This is a genomic window from Mesorhizobium sp. M1006 (assembly GCF_040318825.1).
GTDB lineage: Bacteria > Pseudomonadota > Alphaproteobacteria > Rhizobiales > Rhizobiaceae > Mesorhizobium.
Window position 1 is genome coordinate 54,368 of sequence record NZ_JAMYMZ010000024.1, and the last position, 22,011, is coordinate 76,378.

Below are 22,011 nucleotides of genomic sequence, written 5' to 3' on the forward strand. Positions count from 1 at the left end.
TGGCCCGTTGCCACACCTTGTCTGGCGTCGCGCAGCCTTCGGCTATTGTCAAGCGACGGCCGGAGAGACTGTATCCGTACCGCTGTGCTTCAGGCCGCCACAGCAGCGCTGCGCCGGGCCTTCCACAGCAGCAGCACCATGGCCAAAATATTCAGCAGGTTCCAGGCAATGCCGTTGAGGAACGCGGCGGCATAGGAGCCGGTCAGGTCGTAGATCCAGCCCGACATCCAGCCGCCAATCGCCATGCCGAAGATGGTCGCCATCATGACGATGCCGACGCGCTGGCCAGCCTCCTTGGCTGGCATATATTCGCGCACGATGATCGCATAACAGGGCACGATGCCGCCCTGCGACAGGCCGAAGACCAGCGAGACGACATAGAGCGAGGCAAGCCCGTCGAACGGGATATAGAACAGCAGCGACAGGCATTGCAGCACCGAACCGATCAGCAGGGTTTTCACGCCGCCAATGCGATCGGCAAGAAAGCCGGAGCCAAGCCGGCTGACTACGCCCGCCGCCAGCATGATCGACAGCATATCGGCGCCATGCGCCACGCCGTAGCCGAGATCCATGCAATAGGCGACGATATGGACTTGCGGCATCGACATCGCCACGCAGCAGCCGAGCCCGGCGACGATGAGCAGCGCCTGCAAGGCCGCCGGCGACAGTGAGATCGGCTGCACCACGCGGCTCCCCGGCGATCCCGGAGCCGCCTGGGGCGGTGCGCCGCGCCGGAGCAGCAGGATCAGCGGCACCATGGTGACCAGGCAGACGGCGCCGATCGCGGCATAGGTGAAGCGCCAGCCTTGCGCCTGCATGACATAGGGCATCGCCGTCGGCCAGATCGCTCCGGCGAGATAGTTGCCGGATGCGGCAGCCGTCACCGCGACGCCGCGGCGCCGGTTGAACCAGTGCGAGATGTCGGCGATCAGCGGCCCGAAGATCGCCGACGAGCCAACGCCGATCAACAGGCCCTGGACGAGGGTGAACTGCAGGATCGAACTGGTCAGCGACGCCAGCAGGAAGCCGGCGCCAAGTGTAATCGCGGCAATCAGCGCCGGGATCCAATACCCCATGCGGTCGATGGCGCGGCCGAACAGCACATTACCGGCGGCAAAGCCGACCATGGTCGCGGTGTAGGGCATCGAGGCAGCGGCGCGATCGACGCCGAATTCTGCCTGCACGGCAGGCAGCACCACGACCACCGCCCACATGCCGACCCCGCCGATCGTTGCCAGCAGCATCGAGATGCCCAGCCGTATCCAGGCATAGGCACTGTCGATGCCGGAACTTCCTGCCTGGCTTGAGACGATTGGGGTCAAGAGCGTTTCCTGTCCGCAGTTCTTGAATCGGCGGTTCTGACCACTATCGGCGCATTCGCATCGCCGAGCAGCGCCACGACAGGCAAATCCGTGGCTCCAGGGATTCGGGCCGAAGTGGAACAGGGGTGCGCCATAAGGCGTTTTCCGGCAACGACCTAGTGGAAGGAGTTTGCCATGACCGCGCAACGGAAATGGTCCGCCGACGTCACCGAGCACAGCGAAGCGCTGGACCTCGAGGAACACATCTTCGAATCCCACGATCCCAAGAAGATCGCCGCCTCTTTGAAGCGATCGGCCGAGCACAGCGACCGACGCAAGGCAGGGCCGTTTCAATCCGCCATGTCGATGCTGAATTTCTACATCAACCGCGCCGGCAAGAACCTGCCGGCGGCGCAGAAGAAAGTGCTGGAGGACGCCAAAGACGAGCTGCGCGCCCTTTTTGGCCGCCCAAAGGAAGATTAGGGTCGGTCTCCATTGATTGGTTCTGCCAAATTCGGCTGAACTGGACCTAGTGACAGGGCCTCTTTGTCGCCAGTCTGCAGGCTCGGCTTGTATTCCCAAGCCCGCAAAAGCCTGGCGTCATGACGGTCAAGATCGGCATCAATCCTATTACCTGGAGCAATGACGACGTTCCGGCGCTTGGCGGGGATACGTCCTTGGACACCTGCCTGTCGGAAACCGCGCTGGCCGGCTACCGCGGCACCGAACTCGGCGGCAAATTTCCGCGCCAGGCCGAAGTGCTTGGGCCGCTCCTGTCTTCCTATGGCCTGGAACTCGTCTCCGGCTGGTATGATGGCCGCATTCTCGACCGCACGGTCGACGAGGAATTCGCGGCGATCACCCCACATCTTCAGCTGTTGCGCGACCTTGGCGCCAGGATCGTCGTCTACGCCGACACCTCGCGCGGTCGCCATGACGGCATTTTCGCACCGATCTCCGAGCGTCCGCGCCTCGCCGACGGCGACTGGCCGTCCTATGGCGTGAAACTGACCGCCCTCGCCGACCGCATGGCCGCATTCGGGGTCGGCATGGCCTTCCACCACCACATGGGCACCATCGTCGAAACGGACGATGAAGTCGACAGGCTGATGGCGGCGACGGGCCGAAGCGTCGGCCTGTTGTTCGATACCGGCCACTGCCTGTTTTCGGGCGGCGACCCGCAATCGCTGCTGCAACGGCATCTCGACCGTATAGTGCATTTCCATTGCAAGGACGTTCGCAGAGCGGTGCTGGAACGGGCACGCCGCGAGGACATGAGCTTCATGGCGGCGGTAATGGACGGCATTTTTACCGTGCCCGGCGACGGCTCGATCGATTTCCTGTCATTGCTGAAACCCCTCGCCGCGCGCGGCTATGAAGGCTGGCTCGTTGTCGAAGCCGAGCAGGATCCGGCCAAGGCGCATCCGCTGACCTATGCCAGCAAGGGCTATTTCTCGCTGCTCGCCACCGCCCGCGAGGCCGGCTTCGAAGTGGCGACGCGGCAGGCAAACTGACCGGCCCGCATTTGCGAGCCGGGGGAACACGATGGGCGCGCGCCTCGATGGGGTTAGCGACGCGAAAGCGCCCGGCTATCCGCGCCGCCTTGCTCCCTGCGCGGCGCGGATCGCAGAATCCCGGCTCTGGATTGCAAACCCCGACTTTCAAGCTTGAGGCCGGCTGGAAGCCGTGCCTTGATGCAACCGAGGAGGAGCGACATGGCTTTCGAAGCTGCGCTTGGCATGGAACGGCTTTGCACCATCCGGGAGATTGCCGAGAAGGCGGAACTCGGTGCCGCCACCGTGCATCGCGCGCTGAAGAACAGCCGCGAGATCCGTCCCGAAACCAGGCGACTGGTGCTCGACACCGTCTGCCGGCTCAACGAGGAAAAGATCGCCCGCGCCGCCCGGTTCGTCGGGGGATAGTGCCTTGCCCGACCACATGCGCCTCTCCCTCGACATCATGTCGGTCGACCGCGCCTCGGAAGAACCGATGCACCGGCAGATCTACGGCGCCTTGCGACGCTTCATCCTTGACGGCCAGATCCCGCAGAACACGTTGCTGCCGTCGACGCGCTCGCTGGCCGAAGATCTGAAGGTCGGGCGCAACACGGTCATCGCCGCCTATGACCAGCTCCTTGCCGAAGGTTTCATCGAGGCGCGTGCCGGATCGGGCACCTGGGTGGCGCCGATCCAGCAGAACCGCCCCTTGGCATCCCTGCGCGCCGGACTGGCAGCGCCGCAAAAGCTGTCGCGGCGCGGTCAGACCATCGTCAACGGCCCGCAACCGCCGCGTAATGCCGGCGTCATCAATTTCCATCCCGGCGTGCCTGAAACGGCATCGTTTCCGTTCACCATCTGGTCAAGCCTTCTGGTGCGCAATGCACGCAGCCGCGACGATAGTCTGCTTGGTTATCTCTCCTTTGCCGGTCACCCCGGCCTGCGCCAGGCCATTGCCTCGACCATCGGCCTGTCGCGCGGCATCAGTTGCACCGCCGACCAGGTGATCATCGTCACCGGTGCGCAGGCAGCGCTCGATCTGGTCTCGCGCGTGCTGATGGACGAAGGCGACCATGTCTGGATGGAAGAGCCCGGCTATCTCGGCGCCAAAAGCGCCTTTCTCGCCAGCGGCGCCAAGCTGGCACCGTTGAAGGTCGACCGGCGCGGCTGGCATCTTGCCGATCCGGAGCTGCCGCCGCCGCGGCTAATCTATGTGACGCCATCCTGCCAATGGCCGTTCGGCACCATCATGCGCATCGAGGAGCGGCTGCAACTGCTCGACATCGCCGAACGCAACGGCGCCTGGATCGTCGAGGATGACTATGACGGCGAATACCGGTTCCGCGGCCGGCCGGTGCCGGCGCTGCGCGGGCTCGACCATGCCGACCGCGTCGTCTATATCGGCAGCTTCGGCAAGACGCTGATTCCGGCGCTGCGCATCGGTTATCTGATCGTGCCGCGCGAATTGTCGGTTCCGTTCGACCGGGCGGTGAGCATCACCGGCCAGTTCGCGCCGCTGATCCTGCAGGCAACGGTCAACGACTTCATCATGCAGGGCTATTTCGCCACGCACCTCAAGCGCATGCGCCGGCTCTATGCGCGCCGGCAGGCGAACTTCGTCAAGCTGTGCCAGGAGCATCTGGCCGAATGGCTGATCGTCACGGAAAACGATTCCGGCATGCAGCTGCTGGCGAGCTTCGTCAGGCCCTATAAGGACAGCGACGTGGTCGCCGCCGCCCTCAAGGAGGGGCTCGACGTTCAGGGCATCTCCATCAACTATCATTCCACTGAGCCCGAGCACGGCCTGCTGCTCGGCTATGCGGCGATGGACGAACGTCAGATCCTGCGCGCCGTTCTGGCGTTGCGCGCCGCGTTCCTAAGATTGGATAGAAGCTAGAGCCAGGCTCTCCATCTCGTTCACCGCGGGGTTGAGTCGGTCGCCCGCAGTGATTAGGAATATGGGGCGTCGGTCCTTGTTTTCGGCGTTCGCGCAAAGCGCGCTTCCCAAGGCCGAACCTCCCCGAAAACCAGAAGCATGCCCACCGCCGGTATTGGCGGGCAACGCATTCATCTGAACCATGAGGATTGCCATGAGAACCGCATCCTGTGCCTGCGGGCAACTGAGGATCTCCTGTAACGGAGAGCCGCAGCTGGTCGCACAGTGCCACTGCCTCGACTGCCAGAAACGGACCGGCAGCACATAGGGCGTCGCCGCCTTCTTTGCGCGCGACAAGGTAGAAGCCAGAGGCGACGCCAGGACCTACAGGCGGTCAGCTCGGAGCGGCCACCACGTCACTTTCCATTTCTGCCCGGGCTGCGGCTCGAGCGTCTTCTGGGAGCCCGAGCGAAAGCCTGAATGGATCGCCGTCGCGGTCGGCTGCTTCGCCGATCCCGCCTTTCCGGCCCCGGCGCATGTTGGGTGGGAAGAACGGCGTCATCCCTGGGTTTCCGGTTAGCGACGCCAACCCGCCAGCGCAGCGCTTTACCTTACTGGTTGATCTCGGGTTCAACGAGCTTCGCCAGATTTCGCAGCGACTCCTGCCAGCCGAGATAGCAGGCCTCAACCGGGATGGCGTCTGGGATACCTGCCTGCGTGATATTCACTTCGGTGCCGACCGACACTTTCTTCAATGTCACGGTCACCTCGATCTCGCCGGCCAGGTTGGGGTCGTCGAACCGGTCGGTGTAACGCAGTCGCTCATTGGGCACGAGCTCGACATATTCGCCGCCGAACGAGTGGCTGTCGCCGGTGGTGAAGTTGCGGAAGGACATTTTGAACGCACCGCCGACTTTCGCCTCGAAATGATGAACCGTGCAGGTGAAGCCGTTCGGCGGAAGCCATTTCGCAAGTGCATCCGCTTCGAGGAACGCGCGGTAGACTTTCTCCGGGCTGGTTGTCAGAACGCGGTGCAACCGTACGGTGCCGGGCATATCGTTAATCCTCCGTGTTGGTGATCGATGCCCCCTAGGACGAGCGGAGCCCGGCCTATCCGACACGGGCCCGCGGATTTTTTGGCAGCCGGTTATGCCGGCCAGAATCCTCGGCCGGCCACCGGACAAGGAACTCGACCGCAGGGTAGCAAACCGCGCCGGATCTGGTCTAGTTCACACTGTCGAACTTCTGCAGATCAACCGGTGCCGCCTTGCGCAATTCGATATCATCGAGCGAAGCATTCTCCAGCGCCACCCGCGCCGCCGCATCGATGTTGTGGATCATGTCCTGAATGTCGGTATCGCTGTGCGCCGGGTTCATGGCGACCATCACGGTGCGGTTGAGGATGTCGAGCGAGCGCTTGCCGAGGTCGTCGGAATAATCCAGCCGCAGGCCCTGGTTCTCGGGCAGTGCGTAAGGATTGAGCGCCGGGTGATGCGCGCCTTCATGCATCAGCACCTGGTCCCACTGGGTGAAATTGTGACGGCCGGTCTTGCCGGCAACGACGCTCGGAATGGTCTTCGAAAAAGTCTGCGCCGCCTGCTCGCTCGGCAGCAGGTACATCACCTGTGCGGCACAATCGTCGTCCGCGCTGTTCATCGGCGACGGCGTCAGCCCAAGATTGCTAAGGTGGCGGGTACCGGCCAGCACCGTCTTCTTCTCGGCTCGCATCGCCTCGATGATGCCGTCCAGCCGGTCGAGTTGGACGTTGAGCATCGCCCCCATCAGTTCGGAAGCACGCGCGCCGATGCCGGCGAAGGGTTTGATGCTGTCGCTTCTGCCCTGCCAGTAGAAATGGCAAGGGTCGATGGCGCAGCGCGCCCGCTCTGCCACTTTCGGGTCGCTGGTGGCGATACCGCCGCCCTCGCCCGAGGTCATGTTCTTGAAGTAGTTGAAGGAATAGGCGCCGGCATGGCCGATCGAGCCGAGCTTGCGGCCCTCATAGCCGCCGCCGATGCCTTGGCAGACATCCTCCAGCACCAGCAAGCCGCGCTTGGCAGCAATGTCCATGATCGCATTCATGTTGCAGGCCGCGCCCCACATATGCACCGGGATGACCGCCCTGGTGCGCGGCCCGATGGCATCGCGCAGGGCGATGGGATCGATGGTCAGGCTCTCGTCGATGTCGACGATGACGGGAATGGCCCCGACCGAAAGCACCGCGGTCGCGGTCGCCATATAGGTGTGCGCCGGCACCAGCACTTCGTCCCCCGGGCCGATGCCGAGGCCGATCAGGCCGGCGGCGAGCCCATAGGTGCCGCTTGCGGCCAGCGCGAAATGCTCGACGCCAAGATGCTGCGCATAGCGGGCCTCGAAACGGTCGCATTCGCTGTCCCTGCCGTAACGAAACAGCGCGCCCGAGCGGATCACCCTGGCAATGGCTTCGATTTCCTCTTCGCCGGCGATGTACATGACAGGCCTCCAGTCACTTGATAGTGTGGGTCACTTGATAATGTGGTCGCTTGATGGTGTGGACAGCTGTAGGCTTGTCGGCACGGTTTGAAAGAACCACTCCGCCGCTATTCGACCAAGCCATCTGCGCCCGGAAGACGGTTCCTGTGACTGGTTTTGAACCGTGATTGGGGGAATCGGCAGCTAAGTGTCTCAGCCGGCAGGCAAATCGTACCCATCCGAATTCGCCAAAGTGGCCCTGTCGGAAAGGCAGGTTTCGGCGTTCCATTCCGGCCAGTTGGGCAAACGGTTGGTTCCATGAAATACGGGACACACTTTGGAAGACCCTCGAAACCGGCGTGCCGGCGGAAAGGCGGCCGTTCGTGAACGCCGCCGGCTCCAGAAAACGGATCGTACTCCACGAGGACGATGTCGGCATGTGCCACGGCGCCAACAGCGCCTTCCTCGAATTGAGCGGGCTGGGTGTCTGCAGTTCCGGCGCGGTGATGGTGCCGTGCCCGTGGTTCCTCGAAATGGCCGAAAGCGCCGTCGCCAACCCTGCCGTCGACCTTGGCGTCCACCTGACGCTGAACAGCGAGAAGCAGCACTACAAATGGCGGCCGTTGACCGCGCCGTCGCGGGCGGCCGGCTTGACCGACGAGTTCGGCTTCTTCTGGCCCGATGTGGCGACCACGCGCCGCAAGGCGGTGCCGCAGGCGGTCGAGGCCGAGCTTCGCGCCCAGATCGACACCGCCTATCGCGCCGGCATCGACGTCACCCACCTCGACGCGCATATGGGAGCGGCATTGTCGCCGGAATTCTGCAACATCTACATCAAGCTCGGGCTCGAATATCAGCTGCCGGTGCTGCTGACCAAGACGCTGTCCGCCTATTCCCCCAACGACAATCTGGTCGGCGTCACCGAGGAGGCGTTCCAGCGCGGCGTGGCGCTGGCCCGTGCCGGCGGCTTTGCCATTTTCGACGCCGCCATCCAGACGACCTGGGGCCGGCCGCGCTCCAGGCCGATCGAGCCGGCTTACAAGGCGCTCATCGACGGTGTGCGCGACGGCCTGACCTTCTTTTGCCTGCATTGCAACGCGCCCGGTGAACTCGAGCTTATCGAGCCGCGCTCCGCCTATATCCGCACCGAAGAGTACGAGCTGTTCCGCGACCAGGGCTTTCGCGACTGGCTCGCCGCACAGCCGATCGATGTCATCGGCATGAAGCCGTTGCGCGAGGAGCTTCGCGCAGCGCTCTCGGCCGGGCGATCATCAACAACAGCCCGCGGCAACAACGTGGGCGAACAGCGATCGGCGTCGGCAAAGGCCCGCAAAGCGGCCACCCGATCCGCAACGTGAGCCGATCGTCGCGGCCGGAAAACGGCGCCAGAGGGATTGGAACTGCAACGACAAATGGGAGAATAAGATGAAAACTCTTCTGAAAGTGGCATTGGGCGTCTTCGTTTCGGCGGGCCTGATGACAGGCATTGCGTATGCTGCGGGTCTCAAGGATCCGAAGGACGTCCGCATCACCTTCGTGGTGCATGGGTCGGCGTCCGATCCCTATTGGTCGGTGGTCAAGCGCGGCGTCGATGACGCGGCCGCCCTTACCGGCGCCAAGGTCGAATATTACGCGCCGCAGGTCTTCGACGTGGTCGAGCAGGCCCGGCTTCTCGACGCCGCAATCGCCACCAAGCCGGACGGTATCGCCGTCTCCATCGCCGACGCCAATGCGCTCGGCAAATCGGTCAAATCCGGGCTTGCCGCCAATATTCCCATGGTGGTTCTGGATTCCGGCGAAAAGGAAGGCGCCGAGCTCGGCACGACGCTCTATGTCGGCACCGTTTCCGAATATGATTCCGGCAAGAAGGCCGGCGAGCGGCTGGCCAAGGAAGGCACGCTCAAGGTCGTCTGTATCAACCACGAGGTCGGCAATGTCAGCCTCGACCAGCGCTGCCAGGGCCTCAATGACGGGCTGAAGCCCTCCGGCGGCGGCACCGAGGTTCTGGCCGTGGCGCCGGATCCCGCAGACATCCAGCGCCGCACGGAAGCCTATCTGTCGGCGCATCCCGACACGCAGGCCGTCTTTGCGCTTGGCGCCACCGCCGCCAACCCGCTGATCCCGATGTTCCGCGACAAGGAACTGTTCGGCAAGCTCAAGCTCTACACATTCGACATCAGCCCGGAGGTCCTCGATTCTGTCGTCGCCGGCGAAATGGGCTTCGGCATGGACGCCCAGCAATATCTGATGGGCTATCTGCCGGTGATCTATCTGGTCGAGCAGGCGACGCACGGCTTCTGGCCGCAGAACAACGCCTATACCGGACCGCTGTTCATAGATTCGCCGGAAAAAGCCAAGGCGATCCTGGCGCTCGCCAAAGAGGGCATCCGCTAGGCAAGCGCTCCGACGGAACGGGAGAATGCGCCAAGCGCACTCCCGATCCGTTCGAAGATTGCGAATTGAGCGATTGGAGAGCCTAATGGCGGTCGTGGAAGACAAGGCTATATCTCCGGGCGAACTGAAGGCGACCGACCGCTTCGGCATGACGTCGAAGCGGGCCGCCGGCGCCGACGAGCGGCTGGCCAGCACCGGCAAGCTGACCCAGTGGCTGCGCCGGCCGGAAGCCGGTGCCGCCGGTGGGCTGCTTGCGACGATCATCATCTTTGCGCTGCTGCCGGGCGCGGCAAACCTCTATTCGCTGCAGGGATCGATGACCTTCCTGACGCTGTCGGCGGAGCTCGGCATCGTCGCCACCGCGGCAGCACTCCTCATCATCGCCGGCGAGTTCGATCTTTCGGTCGGCTCCATGGTCGGCTTTGCCGGTGTCGTCATCGGGCTGACGGTGAAGTACTGGGGCCTGCCGCTATGGGGCGGCATCGCCTGTGCCTTCGCCGTTGCCATGCTCACCGGCTATCTCAACGGCCTGATCGTGGTGAAGACGCGCCTGCCCTCCTTCATCGTCACGCTCGCCACCCTCTATATCCTGCGCGGACTGTCGATCGGCATCACCCGCGCCGTCACCGGCCGCACGCAGATCCCCTACATACTCGAAGGCGCACCGGATCCGGCGACGGCCGGCATTTTCAACGGCCATCTGCTCACCGGCCTGTTCCACTGGATGGGCGCTCAAGGCTGGATAGCCACCCGCAGCGACGGCATTCCCTTCGTCGCCGGCATTCCGATGTCGATCGTCTGGTGGCTCGGCCTGACGGCGCTGGCCGGCTACGTGCTCACCCAGACGAAATACGGCAACTGGATCTTCGCCACCGGCGGCGACCTGATCGCAGCCCGCAACGTCGGCGTGCCGGTCGATCGCGTCAAGATCAGCCTGTTCGTCTACACCGCCTGCGCGGCGACGCTGCTTGCCACCATCCAGGTGATGGAGGCGGGCTCCGCCGACACCACGCGCGGCCTGCTCAAGGAATTCGAGGCGATCATCGCCGCCGTCATCGGCGGCGTGCTGCTCACCGGCGGCTACGGCACCGTCTATGGCGTGCTGTTCGGCGCGCTGATCTTCGGGCTGGTGCAGATGGGCATCTTCTACACCGGCATCGACACCGACTGGTTCAAGGTCTTCCTCGGCATCGTCATCCTGATGGCCGTGCTGGTCAACAACTACATCAGGCTGAAGGCGCTCGGCCGCGGAGGCGGCAAATGACCGAACCGGCCGAAATGACCGAACCGGCAATGGAACTGCGCGGCGTCAGCGTCAATTTCGGCTCGGTGCGTGCCCTCCAGGACATCGACATCAAGGTCTATCCGGGCGAGGTCCACTGCCTGCTCGGCGACAACGGCGCCGGCAAGTCGACGCTGATCAAGGTTTTGTCCGGCGTCTATCGGCCGAGCAAGGGCGAAATCCTGGTCGACGGCAAGCCGGTCACCTTCCGCAGCCCGCGCGACGCGCAGGAGCTCGGTGTGGCAACGGTGTTCCAGGACCTCGGCATGATCTCGCTGATGTCGATCACCCGTAACTTCTTCCTCGGCCGCGAGCCGACCAAAAGCAGCCTGCCCTTCTCGCGCATCGACAAGGAGCGCGCCAACACCATTGCCAGGCAGGCGATGGCCGATATCGGCATTGACGTGCGCGATCCGACGCAGGCCGTCGGCACGCTGTCGGGCGGCGAGCGCCAGTCGGTGGCGATCGCCCGCGCCGTGCATTTTGGCGCGCGCGTGCTGATCCTCGACGAGCCGACTTCCGCACTCGGCGTCCACCAGGCGGCGATGGTGCTGAAGTTCATCATCGAAGCACGCATGCGGGGTTTGGCCGTGATCTTCATCAGCCACAACATCCACCATGCCTATCCGGTCGGAGACACCTTCACGCTGCTCAACCGCGGCCGCAATCGCGGCACCTACGCCAAATCGGAAATCTCGCGCGACGAGGTCATCTCGATCATGTCGGGCGGTGAGGATCTGAAGGCGGTCGAAGCGGAGATTGCCGGCCTGCTCGCCCAGATCGGCAACCGGTCGCCTGCGGCGGCTTGAGCAGACAATCGGACATTGCGGGGAATGATCCAATGAGCAGGATACGCGTCGGGGTCGTCGGCGCCGGCATGATCTCGCAGGTCGAGCATATCCCCAATCTGCTGCGCCTTGGTGAATTGTTCGAGCTGGTCGGGGTCGCCGATCCCTCCAGAATTTCGCGGCAGTTCGTCACCGACACCCATGGCATTGCCAATTTCGAAACGATCGACCAGCTCTTCGACCAACGCCTCGACGCGGTGGTGATCGGCTCGCCGGACCCGCTGCATCACGAACAGGTGCTGGCGGCGCTGGCGGTTGGCCTGCATGTCTTTTGCGAAAAGCCGCTCTGCTATTCGCTGGCGGAAATCGCCGGGATCATCGCCGCGCGCGATGCCGTCAGGAAAATCGTTCAGGTCGGCTATATGAAGCGCTTCGACCCGAATTACCGGCTGGCGCTCGCTTCGCTGCCTGGAACATCGAGCACGCTGCGCGCGGTCTCGGTGGAGGTAAACGATCCCGACGCCTGGCCGTTCATCGCCCATCAGCCCTACAGGCGCGGTACCGATATCCCACAAGACATGGTCGCCACTGTCGCCGCAAAGCAGAAGCGCCAGGTCGAAGAGGCCGTCGGCGTGCATCTGACCGATCTCGCTTTCCGTGGATTTACCGGCGCTTACAGCTCGGCCTTGATTCACGATGTCAATGCCGTACATGGCCTGCTCGATGCGCTCGGCGTGCCGGACGGCGAGGTCGCCGGCGCGCAGATCTTTGCCAATGGCGACGGCGGCCACGGCGCCGTCAGGCTGCTGGACGGGCAGGCACTGTGGACCATGACGCATCTCATCGTGCCCAAGCTCGCCGACTACAAGGAGCGGATAACGCTGTTCTTCGACGATGCCAGCCTCGAGCTCGAATTCCCCTCGCCCTGGCTCAACCATCATCCGACCCGGCTGACGGTGACGACCTCGGACGGTCACACGCTGTCGAAGAAAGATTTGCGTGCCGGTTACGCCGAAGCCTTCGTCGAAGAGATGCGTGGCTTCTGGGCAGCGATCGTCAATGGCGATGCGGTCGTCAACCCACCCGAACACGCCGCCCGCGACCAGGCGCTGCTGATCGGGCTGACCCGGCGGCATCTGGCCTCATAAGATCGTCGGCTTTCAGATCTTGGCGGCGCGCAGTTCATCACGCATGCCGCGCATGCCGATCACTTCGATGTCGAACTCGCTGATCCACGCCTTGACGCGCGCCGTCTTGAACAACGCGTATTCCTCGGTCCGCAGATGGGCATCCGGAGGATTGATCGCCTCGAAATCGCCTACCGTGTTGAAATGCAGCGACAGGAAACTCAACCCCTCCGGGATTCTGGCAAACATCGCGTGGTAGGCCGTCTGCGCATCCGTCTTGCGCGCCCAAGGCGTTTCCAGAACGATGTCGAACACCGGTTCGCCTGCCGCTTGCGCCTTTACGATTTCGGCATCGTAGCGGGCAATGTCCAGCTCACCGGCATAGCTCGCCGGGTTGTAGCCCGACAGGTCCTTCACCAGCAGCGCCGGCAGCCGGTATTCCCGGCCGAGCTTGCGATAGATGGCGATGAATTCCGGCATCTGCGCCGTGCCCATGTGAGCGTCGAGATGGGTGATGTCGATGCCGGCAGCGATGGCGCATTCGATCTGCGCACGCAGTTCCGCTTCCACCGCATCGGGATGGGCTTTGCGCGCCTGCGGTACGGTCGGCCAGAAATAGCCGAACTCGTCAGTTATCGCAGCCGATTTGGGCGGGTTGGTCAGCGGACGCCAGCGATACGGCTTCTGCTCGCTGGTCAGCGTCAAGTGCACGCCGAGGTCGAAATCGGGATTGGCGACGGCGATCTGAGCGGCTTCCGGGAACCACGGGCATGGCGCCATCACCGAACCGGAACTGCATGTGCCGAACTTCGACAGTTCGAAAAACGCGACATTTGCGCCATGGCTCATGCCGACGTCGTCCTCGTGGATGACGACACGCTTCCTTGCGGTCTTTACGGTCATTTCCTGCTCCTGAACTGCTGCATTGTCATCTCACCCGACACGGGCAACGAGGTCGGTCAATTCGTCGAGCTCGATCTCGTCACGCCGGAACCGGCCCGCCACGCGCCCCTGCGCCAGAACCACCAGATCGTCGGCCACCGAGAGCGCGTGACGGAAATTGTGGGTGATCAGGATGACCGCCTGGCCCTGCTCGCGTGCCCTGAGAATGTGCTCGAGCACCCGGCCTGCCTGACGCACGGCCAGAGCCGACGTAGGCTCATCCAGCACAAGCAGCGACGATCCGAAGAACATGGCTCTTGCGATTGCCAGGGACTGGCGTTCGCCGCCGGAGATGTTGACGCCGCGTTCGTCCAGGCCGCGTTCCCAGCGCACCCCGAGCTGATGCAGCGCCGAGCGCGCCATGTCGTCGGCGCGTTTCATGTCGAGCCATTTGAACGGTCCGAAACCTTTCAGCGGTTCGCGGCCGAGCACGACATTGCGTGTGACCGACAGCAATTCGCAGACGGCAAGGTCCTGGAACACCGTGGCAATGCCGCGTTCGCGCGCCTGAGCCGGGTTGGCGAAAGCCACCTTCTCGCCGTTGAAGCGCAATTCTCCCCTGTCCGGCGGGAAGACGCCGGACAGGATCTTGATCAAGGTCGATTTGCCGGCGCCGTTGTCGCCGAGCAGCGCCAGGATGCGTCCGGCATAGGCGCTTAGCGACACGTCGACCAGCGCGGTCGTGGCGCCGAACCCTTTCGACAGGTTGACAGCCTCGATCACCGGCACCGCGCCGGCAGCGACCGGCTCGACCGGAGGGCGGCGAAGGATCAGGTCGTCGGAGCCGCTGCCGGCCGGCAGCCGGACCCCGCGCTGGGCATCCAGGCCAGACGGCTCGCTCATCGCGTCTTCTCCTTCGCCAGGCTGCCGGCGGGGCGTGTCTCCGCCGTTGCGGCGTTGCCGGCAATCGCCGCGTCGGCAGCACTGCTGTCGCGCTTGAAGCCGCCCATCGGCCTGGATTTGGCGATGCGGCGCGCCACCGAGGTATTGAGGATGACCGCGCCGACGACAATGACGCCGGTGAGCGTGCGGAAGAAATGGCCGGGAGCGCCTGCCAGCACCAGGCCGACCTGGATCATGCCGAAGGTGACGGCTCCGAGAATGGTGCCGATGACGCTGCCGTAGCCGCCGGCCAGCAGCGTCCCGCCGATAACTGTAACGGCTACCGCCTGCAGTTCGATGCCCTCGCCGCGCAACGCGTCGACGGAGGAAAAGCGGGCAACCTGGATGACGCCGGCGATGGCTGCCAGCGCCGATGTGATCATGAACAGGATGACGGTGACGCGGTCCACCGGTACGCCGAGATTGCGCGCCGCCTGTTCGTTCTGGCCACGTGCCTGGATCCAGTTGCCGAACCTGGTGCGCGCCAGCAGGAAGGTGCCTGCCAGCCCGATTGCCAGGAACCACAGCATCGACATACGAAAGCCGGCAAGCAGCGGACCCGCCATTATGGCCTTGAATCCAGGCGGAATGGCGACCGTCATCGGAAAGCCGCCGGTCAGCGCGATCAGTATGCCGCGCCAGATCAGCATGGTGCCGAGCGTCACGACGAAGGAATGGATGCGGAACCTGACCACGATCATGCCGTTGGCCCAGCCAAGCGCGGCTCCGACGGCCACCGCGACCGGCGCGGCTACGATCGGTGGCAGGCCGAAGTCGCGCATCAGCACCACGCAGACGAACGAGGTGAGTCCGAGCACCGCGCCCACCGACAAGTCGAAGTGACCGCCGATCATCAGCAGCGTGACGCCGACGCTGACGATACCGAGTTCGGCCGCGACGGCCATGATGCTGATGTAGGACAGCCTGGTGGGGAAAAGCTGCGGGCTGAGCGCGGTGAAGACCAGGAACAGGATGACGACGGCCGCGATCGACGTCGCCTCCGGCCGCAGCATCAGCCGTCTCAGCGCCTCGCCGGCGACCACACGGGAGGAAGGCTTGTTGGCCGCATTCGGCCCGGGCTGTTCGTTCATGCCGTCACCCCGATACAAGAGTGGCCACGAAGATGGCGAACGGGCGGCTTGGCCGCCCGTCCTGGACGCGTGCTAGGTTTTTGCTGTCGTCCAAAAACCACTGATGGACTTTTGGGCGGCGTGCATCAGCGATAGCCCTCCTTCACCAATGCCGAGACGCGCTCCACATTGTCCTTGTCGACGACCGTCGGACCGGTCAGGAAGTAATTACCTTCGATCAGGCCGTATTTCAGGTAGTGGGTCAGGAGCAGCACAGGCATGTAGCCGCGCCAGAACTGCTGCTGGTCGATGGTGAACGCCTGCCGGCCATCCTTTATCGCATCGAGCGATTGCGCGACGATGTCGTAGCCGGTGAGCACCAGGTCGTCCCGGCCGCTATCTGCCTTGGCGGAGAGGAAACCATCGATCACGTCGCATGTGCTCGTGGCCGCGGCCGTATCGGGGTGCACGCGCAGGTAATTTGACAGCGCTTCCGCCTGCTGGCCCGGATCCATGGTCAGTTCGAGGAAGTCGGCCTCGATGCCGGCCTTCTTGAGCTCATCGATCTGCGACGTCGCCCTGAGCTGGCAGCTCGCGTCGCCCGGCTGTTGATTGGCGACCACGACGCGGCCCTTGACGCCCATCGAGACCAGTCGCTGCGCCGTCAACTTGCCCGCCGCCGCTTCATCAGATCCGGTGCGGAACAGGAAGAAATCGTTGGGATCGCGCACTTGCGAACCGGACGGCGGCGCGGCGGCGCTGCCGAAGGCAATGCCGGCTTCCTTGGCGCGCGCGGCGACATCGGCATAGGAAGAATCCTCGGCGAAGGCGCAGATGGCGATGCCGTTGGCCTGGGCGGCGATCGCCTCCTCGATCTTCTGCACCTGGTTTGGAATGGTAAGCTGATCCGGGAAAATATAGGTGACCTTCACGCCTAGGTTTTTGCCGGCCTCCTCGGCGCCGCGTGCCAGATAGCCATGAAAGCCCGTCGGTGCGGCACAGCCGACAAAATAGATCGAGATATCCTTGTCCTGCGCCATGGCCGCTGCGCCGAAGACCGGCAGCAAGGCCACCGCCGAAATGGCGACAACCCGGCTGACGTGGAAGCCAATTTTCGATAGCCCATTTTTCATGCTCATGCCGATTTCCCCTATGCTTGTTGTTAAGGTCGACCCAAGCGACTTGCGCATCTGGAAGCTAATCGGCAGCCGGTTCGTCAAACAGACCCATTTCGTATCGATTGACGGGAACCATTCGTGCCGAAACCTCGCCGGCAAACATTGGTCAAGCGCGCACCATCGGCGGCCGCACCGACACAATCCGACTGTTTGAATGTGTGGCGGCGGCTATCTGGACTTGATGACGCTGTCGGTATTGGCCAGCAGCTTGCGCACCGCATTGCGCGCCGCGTCCGGCCGCTGCAGGCGGATGCTCTTCTCGATTGCCTCATGCAGCCTCTGCGCATGCTGCAAATCGTCGAGTTCCCGCGTGGTATAAGCAAACAGATGATCGAATGCCGATTCGATCAGCACGCCGAGCGGCACCAGCAGATCATTGCCCGAGGCGCGCAGGATGGCGAGGTGAAACCGCGTGTCGGCGCGGGTGCGCTCCTGCAGGTTGGTCGCCTCGCCCATCTCGCGGCAGGCCTGGCTGATCTCGGCCATCTGCTCGTCGGTGCGTCGCATGGCGGCAAAGGCGCTGGCCTCCGGCTCGATGATGTGGCGGAATTCCTGCACGGTCCTGAGGAACACCTCGCGGTCCGGCGAGGTCGCATACCAGGCCAGCACGTCGCGATCGAGCAGGTTCCAGCGTTCCTTAGGCTCAACCCAGCTGCCGATTTTGGGACGTGACGACAGCAGGCTCTTCGCCATCAGCATTTTTATGGCTTCGCGCACCGCCGAGCGGCTGACGTCGAAGGTCTCTGACCATTTGGCTTCGTTGGGCAGGATGGTTCCCGGCGGATAATCGCCGCGCACGATCCTCAGCCCGATCTCGTTGGCCAGCGACGCATGCACGCTCGATCCCGGCATGCGCGCCGCATCGGCCCGGCGAATACCGCTCGTGCGTTCGGCGAACGCCTCGGCCGCTGTCTTTCCCTTATTCGGCTTCGCGTCCTGCATAGCTCCACAAAGTCCGGATTTGGAGGCGTGTCAAGGAGATGAAATCGACGGCAATATCTCAGCTTGATTTTCCGCCTCCGTCCCCTCGCCGACACCGCGCTTTGCCAAGCGTTCACGCCGGGGAGGCACGAACGGTTTCTCTTTGTTCCGGCTGAATTCCTCGATCAGGAAATCAAGGAAGACGCGGATTTTCGGGGCAAGATGCTGGCGTGCCGGATAGATCGCGTAGAGCGTGGTTTCGACCTTGTCCCAATCATCCAGAGCCGATTGCAGCCGGCCTGCTTTAAGGTCGCTCTCGACATAGGGATAAGGGATCAGGCTGACGCCGAAGCCGGCGCGCAGCGCATCGCGCACGGCAAGGCTTGACGAGACCGTATATCGTCCGTCGATGGCGATCCGCTCGGCGCGGCCGTCCTTGCGGAATTCCCATATGTCCGCATGCCCCGAGAGGCTGAACCGGATGCAATTGGCCGTCTTCAAATCGGCAGGCGTTTTGGGCCGGCCATGCTCCTCGAAGTAGGACGGAGCTGCGCAAAGCACGTGCGGCATGACCGCAAGCTTTCTGGCGACCAGACTGGAATCCTCGAGATTGTCGCTGCCGCGAATGGCCAGGTCAAATCCCTCCCGCACGATATCGACGCGTCTGTCGTCAAGATGCAGATCGAGTTTCAAATCGGGATAGCGCGATAGAAACGCGGGGATCGCAGCCGAAAGCCGCGTCAACGTGACAGTCATCGGCGCGCTGACCCGCAACGTGCCGCTCGGCGCCGTCTTGATCGGGCCGAGCACCTGGTCGGCCCTCGCCAGCGCATCGAGCCCCTGCGTGACATGCTCCAGGTAGATCCTGCCCTCTTCGGTCAGCGCCATGCGCCGCGTTGTCCGGTTGATGAGCCGCACCCCCAGATGCGCCTCCAGCTCGGCGATGTTCTTGCTGATAGCGGGAGGCGAGAGACCGAGCCGCCGTCCGGCTTCGGCAAAGCTGTTCAGTTCCGCCACATGGCGGAAAACCTGCAACGCCGTCAGGCGATCCATCGCACCATTCTCTTCCAGTAAATAATGTCTTGCAATTGTTGCATATTATCGCTCCTTGGTAAATTCTCTATCTGCTTCCCGAACGACTTTCTCAGTTTCGGAATGACATGATGACCAACCCCGCAATTTCCCTTATCGAGCGGCGCATGTCGGCCAATCGGTTCGATGCCTCGCACGAATTGACGGACGCCGAGATCGAGGAGCTGGCACGTCTCGCAACGCGAGCGCCAAGCGCCTACAACCTTCAGAATTGGCGGTTCATCGCGGTGCGGACGCCGGAAGCAAAGGCACGATTGCGCAGCCTCGCCCATGGCCAGGCCAAGGTGCAGGAGGCAGCCGTCACCTTCATCATCTGCGGCGTACTGCCCGACCACGCTGCCCTCGATGCCAGGCTCCGTCCGTTCGTCGAAGCCGGCTTCATGCCGGCGGATATGGCTTCGGGGTGGCGGGAGGGCGCCCGCGCCCAATATGCCGATCCTCTAGCGGCCCGCGACGAAGCCGTGCGCTCGGCAACGCTTGGCGCCGCAACGCTGATTTTCGCGGCCGAAGCGCTGGGGCTCGTCTCCGGTCCGATGGCAGGCTTCGATGCCGAAGGCGTGGCCCGCGAGTTTGGCCTTGCGCGCAATGAAATGGCGGTGATGCTCATCGCGGTCGGCCGCGCCGCGCCCGGAAACTGGCCGCAAAAGCCGCGCCGCCCTCTTGCCGAAGTTCTGGAAATCTTATGAAGACGCACCGTTCCGATCTGCTGCTTACAGCCATCGCACCGGCAATATGGGGCAGCACCTATATCGTCACCACGCAGTTCCTGCCGAACTTCTCGCCGATGACGGTCGCAATGCTGCGAGCCCTGCCCGCCGGATTGCTGCTGCTGGCGATCGTCCGGCAATTGCCGACGGGCATCTGGTGGCTGCGCAGTTTCGTCCTCGGAGCCCTCAACATCTCGATCTTCCTGAGCATGTTGTTTGTCGCCGCCTACCGGCTTCCGGGCGGGGTCGCGGCGACCGTGCTGTCGGTCCAGCCGTTGATTGTGATTTTCCTCGCTGCTGCCCTGCTTGCCAGCCCTGTCCGCCGGTTGGCGATCGTCGCCGCCCTTGTCGGGATCGCCGGTGTCGCGTTGCTGGTGCTGACCCCGAACGCGACGCTCGATGCGGTCGGCGTTGCCGCCGGCCTCGCCGGGGCGGCCTCAATGGCCTTCGGCAGCGTGTTGGGCCGCAAGTGGCAGCCGCCAGCATCGCTGCTCGCCTTTACCGCATGGCAACTGACTGCCGGTGGTCTCCTTCTCGTTCCGGTTGTCCTGCTTTTCGAACCACCCATCCCGTTCCCTACCGCGGCCAACCTGCTTGGACTGGTGTGGCTCGGCCTGATCGGTGCGGCGCTGACCTATGTCCTCTGGTTCCGGGGCATTGCGCGACTCGAATCTTCGGTGGTGTCATCGCTGCTTTTCCTCAGCCCGGTGACCGCCGTGCTGCTCGGATGGGTAATCCTGGATCAGACGCTGACCTTGCCTCAAATCGCCGGCGTCGTTTTCGTCATCGGCAGCATCTGGCTGGCTCAACGCCCTAGCCGCAACGAGGCTTGAGCCTGGGCGGGAGTGGGTCAGTTTGAAAATTCGATCAAGACGGATGGCCGAAGACGGTTAAAATAAGCTCAACCGCACCGAAGCTGCAGAAGAACACCACAGCACCATATGCAATCACCCGGCGCGGTATCAGGAAGCGCGCTGACCAAAATCCAGCACGAAGCCTTGCGTCTCGCTTCCCCAGTCGTTCGCCCCATGGAAGGTTCTGGTCATCGATTGACCCATAGAAATCGGTGCGCAGAATTATGCTTAGGAGTGCGACGAACATGGCTGCGAAACTCAGGGCCAAGACAACGACACATGCTGTTATTGGAATAAACAAGTGAGGATTGTTCGCCCACTCGTACTTCAAATGTCCTCACTCCCTGCTTTTGGCCGCGAACCATAGGCTTCTCTGCCTCTTTGGCTTGGATCAGCGCGACAATATCACTGATTTCCCAACGCTTGCCAGTGACGCCAGGGGCCGGTAGTGTCTCAGTTTGAAATTTGACGGAATGCAACATGCATTTCCCATATCGGGCTGAGCTCCTGTATGCTTACCGGAAAGCATGGGAGCAATCGTGAGCGATCACAATCAAGACGCATTGGAAGGTTGGACGTTTACCTCTGGCGAGGTCTCAGCTGGCGTGTACCGATTTAGCGGTCGCCATTATGACGGACGCTCGGTTGAACGGCAGGGCCCGGACTATGAGGCTATAAAGGCCGACTGCATGAATGATGCCCGGACACTTGGGAAGCCAGCCTATGCCAACCGGTCCTAGAGGCCAGAAGCGCCCTCCGATGTGATCGGCAACGCAGTCCATGTCATGCGCATTGCGACAGGCGAGGAAGCCGACGAAGTGATTGACGACGGCAAAGATCCCGCTGCAGCTGCCGGAGGATCTGCCGATGCCACAACGCCCCTATGATGAGCGCCTGCTCCGTCAGGCGTTCGAAGTCGCGCGCAAGGCCCGCGATGCCGGCGAACATCCCTTTGGTTCGCTGCTCGCTGACAAGGACGGCAATGTGTTGCGCGAGCAGCCCAACGCTTACAAAGCCGGCGGCGGCGACCGCACCGCTCATGCCGAAAGGCTGCTGGCCTCGTGGGCAGGGATGAATGTCAGCCTCGAAAAGCTGGCCTCCTGCACGCTCTACAGTTCGGCCGAAGCTTGCGCGATGTGCTCCGGGACAATCTATTGGGCGGGCATTGGACGGGTCGTCTTTGGCCAGAGCGAACACGACCTCAAGCGGGTGACGGGCGCACAGGTCGAGAACCCCACACTCGACCTGCCCTGCAGGATCGTCTTCGAAGCCGGGCAGCGTCCGACTGAAGTCATCGGCCCGCTGCTTGCCGATGAAGCGGCGCAACTCCAGGCCGAATTCTGGAAAGACAAGTAGGGTCAGGACTCATTGATTCAGAGGCAGAGGCGCGGTCCCAATCATTCTTGGGGCTTTGTGCGCTTGTGAATCGAGGGGCGACATAAAGGTCTTCTCAACCCATTGTCGCCCCGTCGGGCGCTTTTGCGGAATCCGAATAAAGGTTGTCCTCACCGCCAGACTGCGTCGGATACACCCACAGCGGTCGATTTTGTCTCCAAAGACCTTTCTGTACCGAAATAGCCGACCGTCTTCGCCGCCCAATTGGGCCTGATAGAAGCTGGGTAGATAGTGATGAAATTTTGGTTGGTCTGCCAT

The 22,011-nt window shown here is 63.1% G+C and carries 21 protein-coding genes and 1 pseudogene; 13 read left to right on the plus strand and 9 right to left on the minus strand.

Annotation, left to right across the window (positions count from 1 at the left end):
* Positions 1–89 precede the first annotated feature (89 nt).
* Entirely contained in the window at positions 90–1,322 is a 1,233-nt protein-coding gene (locus NKH60_RS21790) for an MFS transporter (protein WP_352491068.1), read from the minus strand.
* A 174-nt stretch (positions 1,323–1,496) separates the two neighbouring features.
* On the opposite strand from NKH60_RS21790, the gene NKH60_RS21795 reads away from it, so the two are divergent.
* From NKH60_RS21795 to NKH60_RS21815, 5 genes and pseudogenes are all read left to right on the plus strand, one after another.
* On the plus strand, positions 1,497–1,784 hold the full coding sequence (locus tag NKH60_RS21795) for a DUF3175 domain-containing protein (protein ID WP_352684759.1): 288 nt from the start codon (positions 1,497–1,499) through the stop codon (positions 1,782–1,784).
* Between the two features lie 119 nt (positions 1,785–1,903).
* On the plus strand, positions 1,904–2,815 hold the full coding sequence (iolE, locus tag NKH60_RS21800; RefSeq protein ID WP_352836398.1) for a myo-inosose-2 dehydratase: 912 nt from the start codon (positions 1,904–1,906) through the stop codon (positions 2,813–2,815).
* Between the two features lie 201 nt (positions 2,816–3,016).
* A complete protein-coding gene (locus tag NKH60_RS21805; RefSeq protein WP_352453276.1) occupies positions 3,017–3,223 on the plus strand; it encodes a LacI family DNA-binding transcriptional regulator in 207 nt (68 codons plus the stop codon).
* A gap of 4 nt (positions 3,224–3,227) precedes the next feature.
* A complete protein-coding gene (mocR, locus tag NKH60_RS21810) occupies positions 3,228–4,694 on the plus strand; it encodes a rhizopine catabolism transcriptional regulator MocR (RefSeq protein ID WP_352740684.1) in 1,467 nt (488 codons plus the stop codon).
* Between the two features lie 193 nt (positions 4,695–4,887).
* Positions 4,888–5,253 (plus strand): annotated as a pseudogene (locus NKH60_RS21815) (GFA family protein).
* A gap of 31 nt (positions 5,254–5,284) precedes the next feature.
* Here the strand turns inward: NKH60_RS21815 and NKH60_RS21820 are convergent.
* On the minus strand, positions 5,285–5,728 hold the full coding sequence (locus NKH60_RS21820; RefSeq protein ID WP_352542451.1) for an SRPBCC family protein: 444 nt from the start codon (positions 5,726–5,728) through the stop codon (positions 5,285–5,287).
* A 169-nt stretch (positions 5,729–5,897) separates the two neighbouring features.
* Complete coding sequence (locus NKH60_RS21825; protein WP_352836393.1) at positions 5,898–7,142, minus strand: DegT/DnrJ/EryC1/StrS family aminotransferase; 1,245 nt, start codon at positions 7,140–7,142, stop codon at positions 5,898–5,900.
* Between the two features lie 362 nt (positions 7,143–7,504).
* Here NKH60_RS21825 and NKH60_RS21830 point away from each other — a divergent pair, with 362 nt between their 5' ends.
* The 5 genes from NKH60_RS21830 to NKH60_RS21850 all read left to right on the plus strand — a co-directional run bounded on the left by NKH60_RS21830 (position 7,505) and on the right by NKH60_RS21850 (position 12,733).
* On the plus strand, positions 7,505–8,479 hold the full coding sequence (locus tag NKH60_RS21830; protein WP_352836391.1) for a polysaccharide deacetylase family protein: 975 nt from the start codon (positions 7,505–7,507) through the stop codon (positions 8,477–8,479).
* A 67-nt stretch (positions 8,480–8,546) separates the two neighbouring features.
* A complete protein-coding gene (locus tag NKH60_RS21835; protein ID WP_352836388.1) occupies positions 8,547–9,515 on the plus strand; it encodes a rhizopine catabolism ABC transporter substrate-binding protein in 969 nt (322 codons plus the stop codon).
* Between the two features lie 148 nt (positions 9,516–9,663).
* On the plus strand, positions 9,664–10,779 hold the full coding sequence (locus tag NKH60_RS21840; RefSeq protein ID WP_352836416.1) for an ABC transporter permease: 1,116 nt from the start codon (positions 9,664–9,666) through the stop codon (positions 10,777–10,779).
* A gap of 14 nt (positions 10,780–10,793) precedes the next feature.
* A complete protein-coding gene (locus NKH60_RS21845) occupies positions 10,794–11,606 on the plus strand; it encodes an ATP-binding cassette domain-containing protein (RefSeq protein WP_352684808.1) in 813 nt (270 codons plus the stop codon).
* A 32-nt stretch (positions 11,607–11,638) separates the two neighbouring features.
* Positions 11,639–12,733 carry a Gfo/Idh/MocA family protein gene (locus NKH60_RS21850; RefSeq protein WP_352836385.1) on the plus strand — a complete coding sequence of 365 codons (1,095 nt, stop codon included), beginning with the start codon at positions 11,639–11,641 and terminating at the stop codon, positions 12,731–12,733.
* A gap of 12 nt (positions 12,734–12,745) precedes the next feature.
* Here NKH60_RS21850 and NKH60_RS21855 read toward each other — a convergent pair whose 3' ends face one another.
* From NKH60_RS21855 to NKH60_RS21880, 6 genes are all read right to left on the minus strand, one after another.
* Entirely contained in the window at positions 12,746–13,615 is an 870-nt protein-coding gene (locus NKH60_RS21855; RefSeq protein WP_352836382.1) for a polysaccharide deacetylase family protein, read from the minus strand.
* A gap of 30 nt (positions 13,616–13,645) precedes the next feature.
* Positions 13,646–14,497, minus strand: coding sequence for an ATP-binding cassette domain-containing protein (locus NKH60_RS21860; protein ID WP_352836379.1), 852 nt, complete (start codon positions 14,495–14,497; stop codon positions 13,646–13,648).
* A complete protein-coding gene (locus NKH60_RS21865) occupies positions 14,494–15,627 on the minus strand; it encodes an ABC transporter permease (RefSeq protein WP_352836376.1) in 1,134 nt (377 codons plus the stop codon). Before NKH60_RS21865 ends, NKH60_RS21860 begins: the two co-directional genes overlap by 4 nt.
* Positions 15,628–15,752: 125 nt before the next feature.
* Positions 15,753–16,745 carry a substrate-binding domain-containing protein gene (locus tag NKH60_RS21870; protein ID WP_352542459.1) on the minus strand — a complete coding sequence of 331 codons (993 nt, stop codon included), beginning with the start codon at positions 16,743–16,745 and terminating at the stop codon, positions 15,753–15,755.
* 207 nt (positions 16,746–16,952) lie between these two features.
* The gene (locus tag NKH60_RS21875; protein ID WP_352453268.1) at positions 16,953–17,726 is read right to left on the minus strand and encodes a FadR/GntR family transcriptional regulator; all 774 of its coding nucleotides are present in this window, start codon (positions 17,724–17,726) and stop codon (positions 16,953–16,955) included.
* A 30-nt stretch (positions 17,727–17,756) separates the two neighbouring features.
* Positions 17,757–18,758 carry a LysR family transcriptional regulator gene (locus tag NKH60_RS21880; RefSeq protein ID WP_352836373.1) on the minus strand — a complete coding sequence of 334 codons (1,002 nt, stop codon included), beginning with the start codon at positions 18,756–18,758 and terminating at the stop codon, positions 17,757–17,759.
* Positions 18,759–18,868: 110 nt separating this feature from the next.
* Between NKH60_RS21880 and NKH60_RS21885 the strand changes: the two genes are divergently transcribed.
* From NKH60_RS21885 to NKH60_RS21895, 3 genes are all read left to right on the plus strand, one after another.
* Positions 18,869–19,483: a nitroreductase family protein gene (locus tag NKH60_RS21885; RefSeq protein ID WP_352836370.1), complete on the plus strand. Its 615-nt coding sequence runs from the start codon at positions 18,869–18,871 to the stop codon at positions 19,481–19,483.
* Positions 19,480–20,337 carry an EamA family transporter gene (locus tag NKH60_RS21890; protein ID WP_352836367.1) on the plus strand — a complete coding sequence of 286 codons (858 nt, stop codon included), beginning with the start codon at positions 19,480–19,482 and terminating at the stop codon, positions 20,335–20,337. The genes NKH60_RS21885 and NKH60_RS21890 overlap by 4 nt, the downstream gene beginning before the upstream one ends.
* 888 nt (positions 20,338–21,225) lie before the next feature.
* Entirely contained in the window at positions 21,226–21,714 is a 489-nt protein-coding gene (locus NKH60_RS21895; RefSeq protein ID WP_352873297.1) for a nucleoside deaminase, read from the plus strand.
* Positions 21,715–22,011 lie beyond the last annotated feature (297 nt).

Excerpts from the sequence above, each read along its gene's own strand:
- NKH60_RS21845 (WP_352684808.1), top strand. The coding sequence starts at position 10,794 with ATGACCGAACCGGCAATGGAACTGCGCGGCGTCAGCGTCAATTTCGGC.
- NKH60_RS21885 (WP_352836370.1), top strand. The coding sequence starts at position 18,869 with ATGACCAACCCCGCAATTTCCCTTATCGAGCGGCGCATGTCGGCCAAT.
- NKH60_RS21825 (WP_352836393.1), bottom strand. The coding sequence starts at position 7,142 with ATGTACATCGCCGGCGAAGAGGAAATCGAAGCCATTGCCAGGGTGATC.
- NKH60_RS21795 (WP_352684759.1), top strand. The coding sequence starts at position 1,497 with ATGACCGCGCAACGGAAATGGTCCGCCGACGTCACCGAGCACAGCGAA.
- NKH60_RS21835 (WP_352836388.1), top strand. The coding sequence starts at position 8,547 with ATGAAAACTCTTCTGAAAGTGGCATTGGGCGTCTTCGTTTCGGCGGGC.
- NKH60_RS21860 (WP_352836379.1), bottom strand. The coding sequence starts at position 14,497 with ATGAGCGAGCCGTCTGGCCTGGATGCCCAGCGCGGGGTCCGGCTGCCG.
- NKH60_RS21875 (WP_352453268.1), bottom strand. The coding sequence starts at position 17,726 with ATGCAGGACGCGAAGCCGAATAAGGGAAAGACAGCGGCCGAGGCGTTC.
- NKH60_RS21880 (WP_352836373.1), bottom strand. The coding sequence starts at position 18,758 with ATGGATCGCCTGACGGCGTTGCAGGTTTTCCGCCATGTGGCGGAACTG.
- NKH60_RS21890 (WP_352836367.1), top strand. The coding sequence starts at position 19,480 with ATGAAGACGCACCGTTCCGATCTGCTGCTTACAGCCATCGCACCGGCA.
- NKH60_RS21850 (WP_352836385.1), top strand. The coding sequence starts at position 11,639 with ATGAGCAGGATACGCGTCGGGGTCGTCGGCGCCGGCATGATCTCGCAG.
- NKH60_RS21820 (WP_352542451.1), bottom strand. The coding sequence starts at position 5,728 with ATGCCCGGCACCGTACGGTTGCACCGCGTTCTGACAACCAGCCCGGAG.
- NKH60_RS21870 (WP_352542459.1), bottom strand. The coding sequence starts at position 16,745 with ATGAGCATGAAAAATGGGCTATCGAAAATTGGCTTCCACGTCAGCCGG.
- NKH60_RS21855 (WP_352836382.1), bottom strand. The coding sequence starts at position 13,615 with ATGACCGTAAAGACCGCAAGGAAGCGTGTCGTCATCCACGAGGACGAC.
- NKH60_RS21865 (WP_352836376.1), bottom strand. The coding sequence starts at position 15,627 with ATGAACGAACAGCCCGGGCCGAATGCGGCCAACAAGCCTTCCTCCCGT.
- iolE (WP_352836398.1), top strand. The coding sequence starts at position 1,904 with ATGACGGTCAAGATCGGCATCAATCCTATTACCTGGAGCAATGACGAC.
- NKH60_RS21895 (WP_352873297.1), top strand. The coding sequence starts at position 21,226 with ATGCCACAACGCCCCTATGATGAGCGCCTGCTCCGTCAGGCGTTCGAA.
- NKH60_RS21805 (WP_352453276.1), top strand. The coding sequence starts at position 3,017 with ATGGCTTTCGAAGCTGCGCTTGGCATGGAACGGCTTTGCACCATCCGG.
- NKH60_RS21840 (WP_352836416.1), top strand. The coding sequence starts at position 9,664 with ATGACGTCGAAGCGGGCCGCCGGCGCCGACGAGCGGCTGGCCAGCACC.